At 67.1% G+C, this 14,049-nt stretch carries 13 protein-coding genes; 6 read left to right on the top strand and 7 right to left on the bottom strand.

What is annotated here, in order from left to right; all coding sequences use genetic code 11:
- The first annotated feature begins 86 nt into the window (after positions 1 to 86).
- The 3 genes from DVU99_RS15400 (at position 87) to DVU99_RS15390 (ending at position 3,038) form a co-directional block, all read left to right on the top strand.
- Entirely contained in the window at positions 87 to 1,040 is a 954-nt protein-coding gene (locus tag DVU99_RS15400; RefSeq protein WP_114241121.1) for a LysR substrate-binding domain-containing protein, read from the top strand.
- Between the two features lie 61 nt (positions 1,041 to 1,101).
- Positions 1,102 to 2,247 (top strand): pyridoxal phosphate-dependent aminotransferase, encoded by a 1,146-nt coding sequence (locus DVU99_RS15395; protein ID WP_114241120.1) that lies wholly within the window; start codon positions 1,102 to 1,104, stop codon positions 2,245 to 2,247.
- The gene (locus DVU99_RS15390; protein WP_114241119.1) at positions 2,235 to 3,038 is read left to right on the top strand and encodes an amidohydrolase; all 804 of its coding nucleotides are present in this window, start codon (positions 2,235 to 2,237) and stop codon (positions 3,036 to 3,038) included. Before DVU99_RS15395 ends, DVU99_RS15390 begins: the two co-directional genes overlap by 13 nt.
- A 15-nt stretch (positions 3,039 to 3,053) precedes the next feature.
- On the opposite strand, the gene DVU99_RS15385 is transcribed toward DVU99_RS15390, so the two are convergent.
- The 3 genes from DVU99_RS15385 to adh all read right to left on the bottom strand — a co-directional run bounded on the left by DVU99_RS15385 (position 3,054) and on the right by adh (position 6,085).
- Positions 3,054 to 3,440: a DUF779 domain-containing protein gene (locus tag DVU99_RS15385; protein ID WP_114241118.1), complete on the bottom strand. Its 387-nt coding sequence runs from the start codon at positions 3,438 to 3,440 to the stop codon at positions 3,054 to 3,056.
- Complete coding sequence (gene adhP, locus DVU99_RS15380) at positions 3,437 to 4,465, bottom strand: alcohol dehydrogenase AdhP (RefSeq protein ID WP_114241117.1); 1,029 nt, start codon at positions 4,463 to 4,465, stop codon at positions 3,437 to 3,439. Before adhP ends, DVU99_RS15385 begins: the two co-directional genes overlap by 4 nt.
- Before the next feature lie 90 nt (positions 4,466 to 4,555).
- Positions 4,556 to 6,085, bottom strand: coding sequence for an aldehyde dehydrogenase (adh, locus tag DVU99_RS15375; protein ID WP_114241116.1), 1,530 nt, complete (start codon positions 6,083 to 6,085; stop codon positions 4,556 to 4,558).
- 247 nt (positions 6,086 to 6,332) lie between these two features.
- Between adh and DVU99_RS15370 the strand changes: the two genes are divergently transcribed.
- A complete protein-coding gene (locus tag DVU99_RS15370; protein WP_114241115.1) occupies positions 6,333 to 8,201 on the top strand; it encodes a sigma-54-dependent Fis family transcriptional regulator in 1,869 nt (622 codons plus the stop codon).
- Between the two features lie 6 nt (positions 8,202 to 8,207).
- On the opposite strand, the gene arsC is transcribed toward DVU99_RS15370, so the two are convergent.
- From arsC to DVU99_RS15350, 4 genes are read right to left on the bottom strand one after another with little or no spacing between them, the layout of a single operon-like run.
- On the bottom strand, positions 8,208 to 8,555 hold the full coding sequence (gene arsC / locus DVU99_RS15365) for an arsenate reductase (glutaredoxin) (RefSeq protein ID WP_114241114.1): 348 nt from the start codon (positions 8,553 to 8,555) through the stop codon (positions 8,208 to 8,210).
- The gene (locus DVU99_RS15360) at positions 8,555 to 10,036 is read right to left on the bottom strand and encodes a pseudouridine synthase (RefSeq protein WP_114241113.1); all 1,482 of its coding nucleotides are present in this window, start codon (positions 10,034 to 10,036) and stop codon (positions 8,555 to 8,557) included. Before DVU99_RS15360 ends, arsC begins: the two co-directional genes overlap by 1 nt.
- Positions 10,033 to 10,911: an SMC-Scp complex subunit ScpB gene (scpB, locus tag DVU99_RS15355; RefSeq protein WP_114241112.1), complete on the bottom strand. Its 879-nt coding sequence runs from the start codon at positions 10,909 to 10,911 to the stop codon at positions 10,033 to 10,035. Before scpB ends, DVU99_RS15360 begins: the two co-directional genes overlap by 4 nt.
- Positions 10,912 to 10,950: 39 nt before the next feature.
- On the bottom strand, positions 10,951 to 11,859 hold the full coding sequence (locus DVU99_RS15350) for a ScpA family protein (RefSeq protein WP_114241111.1): 909 nt from the start codon (positions 11,857 to 11,859) through the stop codon (positions 10,951 to 10,953).
- Positions 11,860 to 12,331: 472 nt separating this feature from the next.
- Here DVU99_RS15350 and dinB point away from each other — a divergent pair, with 472 nt between their 5' ends.
- Together dinB and DVU99_RS15340 are read left to right on the top strand one after the other, a co-directional pair.
- Complete coding sequence (dinB, locus tag DVU99_RS15345; RefSeq protein ID WP_114241110.1) at positions 12,332 to 13,507, top strand: DNA polymerase IV; 1,176 nt, start codon at positions 12,332 to 12,334, stop codon at positions 13,505 to 13,507.
- Between the two features lie 97 nt (positions 13,508 to 13,604).
- On the top strand, positions 13,605 to 13,973 hold the full coding sequence (locus DVU99_RS15340) for a PilZ domain-containing protein (protein WP_114241109.1): 369 nt from the start codon (positions 13,605 to 13,607) through the stop codon (positions 13,971 to 13,973).
- The last annotated feature ends 76 nt before the right edge of the window (positions 13,974 to 14,049 follow it).

Genomic DNA, 14,049 nt, shown 5'->3' with positions numbered 1-14,049 from the left:
ACCGGCGACGTGACTAAGGTAGCCATCGGACAATTTGCCGATAAGACGGGTAAAATCGAACGTATTGTTCCCATAAGGAAACGGCGATGACGGTGCTGGACGGGGCCCTGCAGGATCTGAACGACCTCTATTTCTTTGCTGCAGTGGTAGAGCATGGCGGATTTTCCTCGGCGGGACGGGCACTTGGCATACCCAAGTCGCGCCTGAGCAAGCGCATCGCCCAGTTGGAGGAGCGCCTGGGTGTGCGGTTGCTCCAGCGCACCACCCGGCGATTCGTGGTGACCGAGGTGGGCGAGCGCTTCTATGCGCACTGCCGTGCCGTGCTGGAGGAGGCCAGGGCTGCCCAGGAGGCAGTGGAGGAGGTTCGCTCCGAGCCGCGCGGCGTGGTGCGGGTGAGCTGCCCGGTGTCGCTGGTGCAGACCGTGGTGGGGCATATCCTGCCCGACTTCCTCGAGCAGCACCCCAAGATGCAGGTGCGGCTGCTGGCCACGGACCGCCGCGTGGACGTGATCGGCGAAGGCTTCGACGTCGCCATCCGCGTGCGCAGCAAGCTCGATACCGATGCCACCCTGGTCATGCGCACGTTCGGCCAGTCGCGCGTGCTGCTGGTGGCCAGTCCCGACCTGCTCAAGCGCTACGGGCAACTCAAGGAGCCGGCCGACCTGTCCGCGCTGCCGGCACTCAGCATGCAGGAGCACGAAGGTGCGCAGAGCTGGGAGTTGCTGGATGCCGAAGGCGAGCGCATCGTGGTCGACATCCAGCCGCGCCTGATCTGCGGCGACTTCGCGGCGCTGCTGCAGAGCTGCAAGCGGGGCATCGGCGTCACCTTGTTGCCGGAGTTCGTCTGTGGTCCGGCCATCGCCCGTGGCGAGCTGCAAGTGATCCTGCCCGAATGGAGCGTTCCGCAGGGCACCATGCACTTCGTCTACCCGAGTCGTCGCGGCCTGCTGCCGGGCGTGCGCGCGTTCGTGGATTTTCTTGCCGAGAAGCTGCCTGATACGGTGCGCGAGAAGCACGCCCAGTGCAGCAAGTACGTCTGACCGGCGGCTGTCACCGGCGCCGTGTTAGCATCCATCGTTTAGCCATCCAGACATCCGGACCATGCAGATCCAGACCAAGCTTCCGAAAGTGGGCACCACCATCTTCAGTGTCATGAGCCAGCTGGCGCTGGAGCACAAGGCCGTGAACCTGGGGCAGGGGTTTCCGGATTTCGAGCCGCCGCAGCCGCTGCGCGATGCAATCACGCGTGCGATGGCCGAGGGGCGCAACCAGTACGCGCCGGGCATCGGCCTGCAGCCCCTGCGCGAGCAGATCGCCCTCAAGACCGAGCGCATGTACGGCCACAAGCTGAGTGCCGATGCCGAGGTGACGGTGACCTCGGGTGCCACCGAGGCGCTGTTCGCTGCCATCGCCGCGGTGGTGCGCGCCGGTGACGAAGTGATCGTGTTCGATCCGGCCTACGACAGTTACGAGCCGGCCATCGAGCTGCAGGGCGCCCGTGCCGTGCATATTCCGCTTGTGGCGCCTACCTTCGGCATCGACTGGCAGCGCGTGCGCGATGCGGTCACGCCGAAGACGCGCATGATCCTCATCAACAGTCCGCACAATCCGACCGGCGCGGTGCTGTCCGCCGCCGATCTCGACGAGCTGGCCGCCATCGTGCGCGACACCGAGATCGTGGTGCTCTCCGACGAGGTGTACGAGCACATCGTGTACGACGGCGCCCAGCACCAGAGCGTGTTGCGACACGCGGAGCTGTCCGCACGCAGTTTCGTGGTGTCCTCGTTCGGCAAGACCTATCACTGCACTGGCTGGAAGGTCGGCTATGCGGTGGCGCCGAAGGCGCTGTCGGCCGAGTTCCGCAAGGTGCACCAGTACCTCACGTTCTGCACCTTCCATCCGGCGCAGGTGGCCTTTGCCGAATTCATGGCCAGCGCGCCGGAGCATTACCTGGAGTTGCCGGCCTTCTACCAGGCCAAGCGCGACCGCTTCCGCGAGCTGATCAAGCCCTCGCGCTTCAAGCTGCTCGACGTGCCGGGCGGCTATTTCCAGCTGGTGGACTATTCCGCCATCAGCGACCAGGACGATGTGTCCTTCAGCGAATGGATGGTCAAGGAAGGCGGCGTGGCCGCCATTCCGCTCACCCCGTTCTACGACAAGGCTCCCGGCGCGCACCTGCTGCGCCTGTGCTTTGCCAAGAGCGACGCCACCATGGAAGCCGCCGCGGAGCGTCTATGCAAACTCTGAGGGTCACCCTGGTCCAGGGCGCCACGCGCTGGCACGACGCACCGGCGAACCGCGACTACTACGGCGAACTGGTGCGTCGCGTCGCCGGCCAGACCGATCTGGTGGTGCTGCCCGAAACCTTCCTGTCCGGCTTCAGCAACGACACGCACGCCAGCGCCGAGACCATGGATGGCGAAGGCGTGGCGTGGATGCGTGCGCTCGCCGAGGAAGTGGGCGCCGTGCTGTGCGGCAGCCTGGCCATCCGCGAGGGCGACACCGTCTACAACCGCCTGATCTGGGCGCGTCCCGATGGCAGCTACGAGCAGTACGACAAGCGCCACCTGTTCCGCATGGCGGGCGAGCACACGCGCTACGGCGGCGGCAACCGGCGCCTGATCGTGGAGCTCAAGGGTTGGCGCATCCTGCCGCAGGTCTGCTATGACCTGCGCTTCCCGGTATGGCTGCGCAACGGCCGCCGCGAGGAAGCCGCGGGTGGCATGGACTATGACCTGGCCCTGTTCGTGGCCAACTGGCCGGCGCCGCGCCGCCAGCCCTGGCGCACGCTGCTGCGCGCGCGGGCGATCGAGAACCTCAGCTATGTGGTGGGTCTCAATCGGGTGGGCGTGGATGGCAACGACCTGCCTTATGCCGGCGACAGCGCCGTGCTCGATCCGGTAGGCGAGCCGCTGGTGGAGCTGGGGCCGCAGGAGCAGGTGGTGACGGTCACGGTCGACCCCGCGCCGTTGCTCGCGCATCGCGAGCGTTTCCCCGCCTGGATGGACGCCGACCGTTTCGAGCTGGGCCTCGACTGAAGCGAACGCGGCGGGCTAGACCTTGCCCGCCGCCTCCAGTTGCCCGAACTCCTCGTCGCTGAACAGCCGCGAGCGCAGCAGGAAACGCTGGCCCGAGCCGTTCTCCAGCGAAAACATGCCACCGTGGCCGGGCACCACGTCCACCGTCAGCTGGGTGTGCTTCCAGTGCTCAAACTGCGGCGCACTGATGTAGAACGGTGCGCCGCCGATCTCGCCAAGGCAGCGATCCTGGTCGCCGACCAGGAATTCACCGATCGGGAAGCACATCGGGGCGGAGCCGTCGCAGCATCCGCCCGACTGATGGAACAGCACCGGTCCGTGCCGCTCGCGCAGCGTGGCCAGCAGGGCCAATGCGGCAGGCGTGGCAAGCACCTGCGGCGGCACGGTCGGTGCGTCGCTCATGCGCTCATGTCCAGCACCACGCGTCCTTCGATCTTGCCGGCGTGCATGCGGGCGAACACGTCGTTGATGTTCTCCAGTCGGTCGGTGCTCACGGTAGCGGCCACCTTGCCCTCGTGGGCGAACTCAAGCGATTCCTGCAGGTCCAGTCGGGTGCCGACGATGGAGCCGCGCACGGTGACGCCATTGAGCACCATGCCGAAGATGTCCAGCGGGAACTGGCCTGGCGGCAGCCCGTTGAGCGATACCGTGCCACCACGGCGCACCATGCCGAGCGCCTGCTCGAAGGCCTTGGGCGATACGGCGGTGACCAGTGCTCCATGCGCGCCGCCGATCTCGCGCTTGAGATAGGCCGCAGGGTCCGTCGTGCGCGCATTCACCGTCACCGTAGCGCCCAGGCACTTGGCCAGGGCCAGCTTGTCATCGTCGATATCCACGGCCGCCACGTTGCGCCCCATGGCCTTGGCGTACTGCACGGCCATGTGGCCCAGGCCGCCGATGCCGGAAATCACCACCCAATCACCCGGCTTGGTATCGGTGACCTTGAGGCCCTTGTACACGGTGACACCGGCGCACAGTACCGGCGCAATCTCGACGAAGCTCACGCGGTCGGGCAGGTGGCCGACGTAGTCGGCATTGGCCAGCGCGTAGTCGGCGAAGCCGCCGTTGACCGAGTAGCCGGTGTTCTGCTGTTGCTCGCACAGGGTTTCCCAGCCGCCCAGGCAGTGTTCGCAATGGCCGCAGGCCGAATACAGCCAGGGAATGCCCACGCGGTCGCCTTCCTTGACGTGGCGCACGCCGGCACCCACCGCCACCACATGGCCAACGCCCTCATGCCCCGGTATGAACGGCGGGTTGGGCTTCACCGGCCAGTCGCCTTCGGCCGCGTGCAGGTCGGTGTGGCATACGCCGCATGCCTCGATCTTCACCAGGATATCGCCCGCACCCGGGCGCGGCACCTGCACCTCCTCGATCTGCAGCGGCTTGCCGAACTCGCGCACGACGGCGGCCTTCATCGTCTTGTCCATCACATCTCCTCGTTGGCGTACATCCATGGGTGGTGGCCCGCCATTAGGGCCACCTTGCCAGGGCGAAAGCGGCGTTCCCGCCGCCCGTGATCAGAAGAAACCCAGGGCCTTGGGCGAATAGCTGACCAGCAGGTTCTTGGTTTGCTGGTAGTGGTCCAGCATCATCTTGTGGTTCTCGCGACCGATGCCCGACTGCTTGTAGCCGCCGAAGGCCGCGTGGGCGGGATAGGCGTGGTAGCAGTTGGTCCACACGCGGCCGGCCTGGATGGCCCGTCCCATGCGGTACAGGCGGCTCGCGTCGCGGCTCCACACGCCGGCGCCCAGCCCGTACAGCGTGTCGTTGGCGATCTGCAGGGCTTCCTCTTCGGTGTCGAAGGTGGTCACCGAGACCACCGGGCCGAAGATCTCTTCCTGGAAGATGCGCATGCGGTTGTGGCCGCGGAACACCGTGGGCTTCACGTAGTAGCCGCCGGCCAGATCGCCGCCCAGCGTATTGCGCTCGCCGCCAATCAGTACTTCGGCGCCTTCCTGCTTGCCGATGTCGATGTAGGACAGGATCTTTTCCAACTGCTCGCTGGAGGCCTGAGCGCCGACCATGGTGTTGGCATCGAGCGGGTTGCCCAGCTTGATGTCCGCCACGCGCTTGAGCACGCGCTCCATGAAGCGATCGTAGATGGACGCCTGCACCAGCGCGCGCGAGGGACAGGTGCATACCTCGCCCTGGTTGAAGGCGAACAGCACGAAGCCTTCCACCGCCTTGTCGAGGAAGTCGTCATCGGCCGCCATCACGTCGTCGAAGAAGATGTTGGGCGACTTGCCGCCCAGCTCCAGCGTTACCGGGATCAGGTTCTGGCTGGCGTACTGCATGATCAGTCGGCCGGTGGTGGTTTCGCCGGTGAAGGCGATCTTGGCGATGCGCGGGCTCGATGCCAGCGGCTTGCCGGCCTCGAGGCCAAAACCGTTCACCACGTTGAGCACGCCCGGCGGCAGCAGGTCGCCGATGATTTCCATCAGCACCAGGATGCTGGCCGGTGTCTGTTCGGCCGGCTTCATCACCACGCAGTTGCCGGCGGCAAGCGCGGGTGCCAGCTTCCATGCGGCCATCAGCAGCGGGAAGTTCCACGGGATGATCTGCCCGACGACCCCGAGCGGCTCGTGGAAGTGATAGGCCACGGTGTCGTGGTCGATTTCGCTGAGGCTGCCTTCCTGTGCGCGGATGGCGCCGGCGAAGTAACGGAAGTGATCGACCACCAGCGGGATGTCGGCGTTGAGTGTTTCGCGGATCGGCTTGCCGTTGTCCCAGGTCTCGGCGTAGGCCAGCAGTTCCAGGTTCTGTTCGACGCGGTCGGCGATGCGATTGAGCAGATTGGCGCGCTCGGTGGTGGACGTGCGTCCCCAGGCCTGCCTGGCCGCATGCGCGGCGTCCAGCGCGGCGTCCACGTCCTCGGCGCCGGAGCGGGCCACTTCGGTGAGTGGCTGGCCGGTGATCGGTGTGACATTGGTGAAGTACTGGCCACCCTTGGGCGCGACCCACTGGCCGCCGATGAAGTTGGCATAGCGGGGCTTGAAGATCGACTGCGGATCGGTGGCGTAAGGCTTGGTGGCGGGAACGGCATTCATCGAAAGTCTCCTGAAGCGGCCAGGGTGAAGGTCAGCGCGGCTGACGGTGTAACCCTGATGGCAATACCGATGCCAAATCCCCGATGCCGCAATGCGCCATGGCGCCACAGGTGCTTGTCCGGGCGAGGCTTGCCGGATCTTTCGCGCTGCAGCAACGAAACCGATTGCAGCTTGTCCCTGGCTGTGTTGTTTATCGGAACGGTGACCACTACAGCTGTCGCAAATTGCGACAGTGGGATGGAGCGAGATGAGCTTCGTGCAAAGCCAGCGTCGCGTCGGTGAGGCTCGACGGGTGTTCTTCGAGCGGGGTGGCGCGCCCGCCGGGCAGGTGCCGGACACCATCCTGCGCTCCTGGCGTCGCTGCCAGGGCCTGGGCCTGGAGGCCGGTACGCGCCCGCGGGTGGAGCCCGTGCCGCAGGCGCGATTGCGCGAGATGCGCGAGCGCCACGAAACACTGTGGCGCATGGCCCGCGCCGAGCTCGACCTGCTGGCGCCGGATGCCGCGGCCACCGGCAGCATCGTGGTGCTGACCGACGAGCAGGGCTGGATCCTGGATGCAGAGGGCAGTCCGGGCTTCCTCGACAAGGCGGGACGCGTGGCCTTGATGCCGGGCGCCTGCTGGAACGAAAGCCACGTGGGCACCAATGCGATCGGCACGGCCATCGTGGAAGGCACGCCGGTGGAGGTGCGCGGCGGCGAGCACTACTTCGCGCCGCACGGCATCCTCAGCTGTTCGTCGGTGCCGATCTTCGATCCCTACGGCAAGCTGGTCGGCGTGCTCGACATCTCGGGCGAGGCCAGCGTGGCGCACATGCATGCGCTGGGGCTCGCGCGCATGGCGGCGACGCATATCGAGCACCGCTATTTCGATGGGGGTATCGAGGGCAGCGAGTTGCTGCGCCTGCATGCCGATCCGGCCTTGCTGGGCACGGCGGGCGAGGGCCTGCTGGCGTTCCGGGGTGGGCGCCTGAGTGCGGCCAACCAGGTTGGCTTGAGGTTGCTGGGGCTTGATCGCGGCGACATTGGCCGCGTGTCCTATGACGCGGTGTTTGTCGAGCCGCTGCAGCGCCTGAGGCGCGATGGCGTGCTGGTCGACCGGCACGGGCAGGCCCTGCATGGGCGCCTGGATCATGCTGGCGATCCCTCGCGCCGCGTGGCGGCGACCCGGCGTGCGGCGGCTCCCTCGCTGGCGCGCGGCACCGAGGCGCCGTTGTTCGATGCGTCACTCGATGTCGAGCTCGAGCGGGCGCGCCGCGTGCTCGATGCCGGCCTGCCTGTGTTGTTGCAGGGCGAGACCGGCAGCGGCAAGGAAGTCTTTGCGCGTGAGTTGCATCGCCGCTGCGCGCGAGCGCACAAGCCCTTCGTGGCGATCAACTGCGCAGCGTTGCCGGAAGGGCTGATCGAGGCGGAGCTGTTCGGCTACGAGGAAGGCGCCTTCACCGGCGCGCGCCGCAGCGGCAATCCGGGCCTGTTGCGCCAGGCCGACGGCGGCGTGCTGTTTCTCGACGAAATCGGCGACATGCCTGCCAGCCTGCAGCCGCGCCTGTTGCGCGTGCTGCAGGAACGGGAGATGTCGCCGCTCGGCGGTGGGCGCGCGGTCAAGCTGGATTTCGTGCTGGTATGCGCCACGCATTGCGATCTTGCCGTGGCCATGAAAGAAGGACGCTTTCGCAGCGACCTGTACTACCGCATTGCGCATCACATCGTGGCGATGCCACCGGTACGGGAGCATCCTGATCGAGCCGCACTGGTAGAGGCCATGTGGGCGACGCTGGGGCAGGGGCGCCGGCTCACCGATGCGGCGCAGGCGGCCCTCGCGGCCTATGCATGGCCGGGCAACCTGCGACAGCTGGTGGCATGCCTGCGCACGCTGGTGGCGCTGCATGACGCGGACGCGGTGATCGATGCCAATGCCTTGCCCAGTTACATCTCCGCCACCGACCCGCCGGCGGTGCACGCGGCAGCGCCCGAGGCAGGCGCATTGCAGTCGCTGGCCGAGCACGCCATGCGTCAGGCCCTGCGCGATTGCGCAGGCAATGTCAGCCGGGCTGCCCGGCAGCTCGGCATCAGTCGCAGCACCTTGTATCGCCGCCTGCAGTTGCGCGGCGGCGCTTGAGCGTACTCAGAGGATGCCGAGCACGGCCTCCGGCGGACGGCCGATGGCGGCCTTGCCATTGGCGACCACGATGGGGCGTTCGATCAGCCGAGGGTGGCTTGCCATTGCCGCGATGAGCGCGGTGTCGTCCAGCGCCGGGTCGTCCAGGCCCAATTCGGCGTACTCCGCCTCACCCTTGCGCATCAGCTCGCGCGGAGTCATGCCCAGCATGTCGAGCAGCTGGGCGAGTTCCTCCGCGCTGGGCGGCGTCTCCAGGTAATTGACGACATCGCAGACCACGCCCCGCTGCTCGAGCAGGGCCAGCGTGGCGCGCGACTTCGAGCAGCGGTTGTTGTGGTAGATGCGAACCGTCATCAGCGATTGCCGTGACGGTTACCGCCGCGGTTGCCGCCCTGCGGACGACCGCCGCCGCCTGCGCCGCCGCCGTGGCCCTGCGGGCGATTGCCGCCGCGGCCCTGCGGGCGACCACCTTGCCCCTGGCCCGGACGGCCACCCGGCTTACCGCCGCGATTGCCACCTGCGCCACCGCGGCTGCCGCCGCCGGCATTGCCGCCGCCAAAGCCGCCGTAGGCGCCGCCACTGCTGCGGCCTTCGCCGCCACGCGAACCGTAGGGCTTGCCGCCTTCGGCCGAGCGTGCACCAAACGACTTGCCAGCCGGGCCACGGCGGTTGCCGCCACCGGCAGCCCCGCCGCGCGCACCGCCCTCACGGCTGTCGCCGGCGAACCAGGTGCGCACCGACGGCAGCTCCTGGCCCGGTGCCACGCCGCGCTTGTTCTTGCGCTGCATGCCGCCGGCAGGACGCTCCGGACGTGCCACGTTGCCGTTCACTTCCTTGCCGGGCTTGCGGCGCTGCTGCTTGCCGCGCGCAGGTTCCTCGCGGATGCGGTCGTAGGCGCGCAGCTCGCGGGCTTCGTCGTGGTAACCGCCGCTCCAGCCGGCGTTGGTGCCGCGCTCGGGACGATATTCGGTGACGTTGCGCGGCGCGCGGCGCTGGTGCAGCACCGGGCTCAGGGTCAGCACGGGCTGCGGAGCGCCCAGGCCGGTGGTCTTGCGCAGTTCCTTGACCGCTTCTTCGCCCAGCGCCTCGCAATCACCGCGACGCAGGGCGCGCGGCAGTTCGACGGAGCCGTAGCGGATGCGCTTGAGCCGGCTGACCAGGAAGCCCTGCGAGTCCCACAGGCGGCGCACTTCGCGGTTGCGGCCTTCGCGGATGACCACGCGGAACCAGCTGTGGCTGCCGCCACGGCTGATCACGGCGATTTCGTCGAAGCGGGCGGGGCCGTCTTCCAGCTCCACGCCGGCCTTGAGCTTCTCGATCACCTCGTCGGGCACTTCACCGTGCACGCGGCACAGGTATTCGCGCTCGAGCCCGCTCTTGGGGTGCATGAGTGCATTGGCCAGCTCGCCGTCGGTGGTGAGCAGCAGCAGGCCGGTGGTGTTGATGTCGAGGCGACCCACGGCGACCCAGCGCGCACCCTTCAGGCGCGGCAGCTGTTCGAACACGGTGGGGCGGCCCTCGGGGTCTTCGCGCGTGGTCACCACGCCTTCGGGCTTGTGGTAGACCAGCACTTCGGTCTCGTCGCGATTGTCGGTGGCAACGATGAACTGCTTGCCATCGAGCACCACGCGGTCACCCGCGTGCACGCTGGCGCCAATGGTGGCGGGCGTGCCGTTGAGTTCGACTTCGCCAGCCTGGATACGCTGCTCCAGCATGCGGCGGGAGCCGAGGCCTGCGTTGGCCAGCACCTTGTGCAGGCGCTCCTCGATGGCGGGGGTGCTTTCGTCGCGCGGGGTGCGCTTGAGGGTCAAAACGGATTTCTGGGGCGCAGTCATGCGCGGTACTCCTCGGTGTCTTGCGTGGCGGAGCCTTGTTCGGCGTCCGCATCGGTCGCTGCCTCGTCGGCAGTGTCATTCGGGGCATCGGCGTGCGTGGCATCGCCGGGTTCGGTAGCGGCGACTTCCATCGCCAGTGGTTGTTCCTGGGCAGGCGCTTCGATTGCGGCGTCCTTGGACGCTTCATCGCCGGCCTGCCCGGGTGTTTCGTCGGTGGCATCGCCGGCGGCATCGGAGGATTCCTCGCCAGCGACCACCAGGGTTTCCTGTTCCTCGTCCGGATCGATCGGCAGGTCGCGCACCACGCGGGCCGGCAGCGGCTCGGGCGCGATGCTCATCTGCGGATCTTCCATGTCGCGGATTTCCGATAGCGGCGGCAGCTCGTCCAGCGACTTGAGGTTGAAGTAGTCAAGGAAGGCGCGGGTGGTGCCGAACAGTGCCGGCCGGCCGGGCACGTCGCGGTAGCCGACCACGCGGATCCACTCGCGTTCTTCCATGGTCTTGATGATGTTGGAGGACACCACGACGCCACGGATCTGCTCGATCTCCGGGCGGGTGATCGGCTGCCGGTAGGCGATCAGCGCCAGCGTCTCGAGCAGGGCGCGCGAATAGCGACTGGGCTTCTCGGTCCACATCCGCGAGATCCAGGCATGCACGTCCTGCCTGACCTGGTAGCGGAACCCGGAGCCGACTTCGCGCAGCTCCACGCCGCGGCCGTTGCAGTCCTCAGCCAGCGCCTCGAGCGTGCGGGCGATGGCCTCGCGACCGACCTCGTCCTCTTCGCCGAACAGCTCCAGCAGCTGAGGGACGGTCATCGGCTGGCTGGATGCCAGCAGGGCCGCCTCGATGATGGGTTTGAGTTGCTCGATCTGCATGGCCTCGGTTCGGATGCGGATTCAGGGTTGATCCCGGTGCTACTCGGCGGCAGCGGCCGGCTCATCGCCGGCGGATGCTTCGAGTGGCTCCTCGGCGTGCGCGGCCCGGGTGCGGACGTAGATCGCCGCAAGCGGTTCCTCCTGCACGATCTCCACCAGCATTTCCTTGGCCAGCTCCAGCATGGCCAGGAAGGTCACCACCACGCCCAGTCGCCCCTCGCTCACATCGAACAGCGTCTCGAAGCGATGGAAGCGGGTGTCGCCCAGCCTGCCCAGCAGCTCGCCCATGCGCTGGCGAACGCTGAGCGCCTCGCGCTTGATGGCGTGATGCCCGAACAGCTCGGCACGATGCAGCACGTCCTTCAGCGCCAGCAGCAGCTCTTTGAGTTCGAGCGGCGGTGGCAGCTTGATCACGTTGCGCTCGCCCACGTCCGCGTGGGCTGGCGCCAGGTCGCGCTCCATGCGGGGCAGGGCGTCGATGTCCTCCGCCGCCTTCTTGAAGCGCTCGTACTCCTGCAGCCGGCGGACCAGTTCGGCGCGGGGATCCTCCTCCACGCCTTCCTCGGCTGGCGGCCGTGGCAGCAGCAGCCGCGACTTGATCTCGCCCAGGATGGCGGCCATCAGCAGATATTCCGCCGCCAGCTCCAGGCGCATCACATCGCGCATCATCTCGATGTAGTCCATGTACTGCCGGGTGATCTCGGCGACAGGGATGTCCAGGATGTCCAGGTTTTGCCGGCGGATCAGGTACAGCAGCAGGTCGAGTGGCCCTTCGAAGGCCTCGAGGATGACCTCGAGCGCATCCGGCGGGATGTAAAGGTCCTGCGGCATCTGCAACATCGGTTCGCCGCGCACGATGGCCAGCGGCATTTCCTGCTGTTGAGGTACCGACGCAAACGCGTCCTGCGGTGCGGGGACCGCCTGAGGCTCGACTGGCTCAGTGCTCATCAATACCTGTCGTTGGGCCGTCCACGACGGCTTGCGTTGCGTTCAACACGTTAGGAAACGTTATGTCCCATCGGCATTCGTTTGACGAATGTCCCCGCCCGGATCGCGGCCATGGGGTGGCGATCCGTTGAAGCCAACTTGCGCGATGACCCGCCAGTGCGCCTTGCGTCACCGTCGCGGACAACCGAGATGAAAGCGCGCCACCGGCGTTTCGATCAGGCTGGCCGTGAACGACCCTTGAGCGCCTTCTGCTGGCTTTTGGCCATGGCAAAGGCGCAAGCCACATGGTGACGAAACCCGCGTCACAGGGCTTTTCATTGGTCGGCTAAGTGCATCGGGATGGGTGCCGTAGCGGTCGATCCTGGTCGATCGTGCGCGCACCCTTACGACCCACGCGCCCCCAAGATTAGCCGCTGGAGGCCGGCAAGTCCAGTACACCAAAGCCCTTCGGCCCACGGCAGAATAGCGGTTCATGCCGCCCGATGAACGATCCATCATCCATGTCGACATGGACGCCTTCTATGCGTCCGTGGAGCAGTTCGACCGTCCGGAGCTGTGTGGCCTCCCGGTGATCGTGGGTGGCCTGGGGCCCCGTGGGGTCGTCTCCACCTGCAGTTACGAGGCCCGCCGTTTCGGCGTGCGTTCAGCCATGCCGACCGCCCAGGCCCGCCGCCTGTGCCCGGATGGCGTCTACCTGTGGCCACGCATGGCGCGGTACGAGGAAGTGTCAGGGCAGGTGTTCGAGGTATTCCACGAGGTGACGCCGCTGGTGGAGGGGCTATCGCTGGATGAGGCCTTCCTCGACGTCGGGGCGAGTCTTCGCCTGCTCGGCTCGGTCGAGGTGATCGGCCGGCGCATCAAGGAGGCCATCCGCGAGCGCACCGGGCTGGTGGCCTCGGTGGGCATGGGGCCCAACAAGCTGCTGGCCAAGCTGGCCGGTGAGATGTCCAAGCCGGATGGGTTCCGTCGCATTGCCGCGAAAGATGCTGCGGTCGAGCTGGCGCCATTGCCCGTGGGGAGGCTGTGGACGGTGGGCAAGGTGACTGAGCAGGCGCTGCACCGGCTGGGGATTCGCACCATCGGCGAATTGGCAGCAAGTGACACGGCGCGTCTGGCCGGTGCGCTTGGGCGTCAGGCTGGCGTCATGCAGGCGCTGGCCCGTGGTGAAGATGACCGTTGCGTCGAGCCGCAGCAGGCCGAACAATCCATTGGGGCGGAGCACACCTTCGATGTCGACGTGTCCGAGCAGGCGCTGGCCGAATCCTGGTTGTTGAGGCATTGCGAGCGCATCGCGGCGCGCGCACGCGAGCGCGGCCTGTATGGCATGACGGTAACCGTGAAGCTTCGCGAGCCCCCGTTTGTCACGCATACGCGCCAGGCGCAGCTGCGCGCGCCCAGTGCCTCGGTGGCTGATATTCACGAAGTGGCACGAGGCTTGCTTGCCACCTGGTGGAAGGCCCAGCCGAGACCGCGGTTGCGCCTGCTGGGCGTAAGCCTGTCGGGCTTTGCCGAGCAGCGGCAGCCGGACATGTTCGATCCGGTTCCGGCAGTGCGTGCGCCGGATTCGGTGCAGGACCGGATCAACTTGCGATTTGGTTCGGGGAGTCTGGTGCGTGCGGGTGTGTTGCGCACGCTCAAGCAGGATTGAAGTTGAGTGGAGGCGCTCCACATCCCTTGGATGAGGTGGCGTTTTCAGGAAGAAACCGCTGGCGCAACAGGCGCACGGCACGGGGAGACAGGGCAGGATGAGCAAAGCGGAAGACAACGCCAGGAACGGCTCCGACCCGGAGCAGCTGCGGCCTGCGCGCATGCGGATCGAGACCACGGTGCTGATGAGTCGGGGCGACGAGTCGCATCCTACGGAACTGGTGGATATTTCCGCGACCGGCGTGCTGTTGCGTCGCCCACTGGGCTGGAAGGGCGAGCCGGGCGAGAGCTGGATTCTCGACATGATCTTCGGCCATGACCTGCACATCCATCTGGAGGCGCAGGTGGCGCGCATTTCCGAGCGCCACCTGGGTTTTGCCTACACCCGCATTCCCGAGGACAAGCAGGTGCCCCTGTGGAACCTGTTGGGCGGTTACGCCGACATCCTGGAGATGTGGCACGACTGAGGCGGTTCCTGTCCGCTCTCCCGGCGCAGCCTGATTGAGGTGTGCCGGGTCCCGGCCTTGCCGGAGCGGCAGGCGG

It is taken from the genome of Dyella sp. C9, from assembly GCF_003332825.1.
Taxonomy (GTDB): domain Bacteria; phylum Pseudomonadota; class Gammaproteobacteria; order Xanthomonadales; family Rhodanobacteraceae; genus Dyella.
The sequence above is the reverse complement of the archived record's forward strand: the minus strand, read 5'-3'. Positions and strand labels throughout refer to the sequence as shown.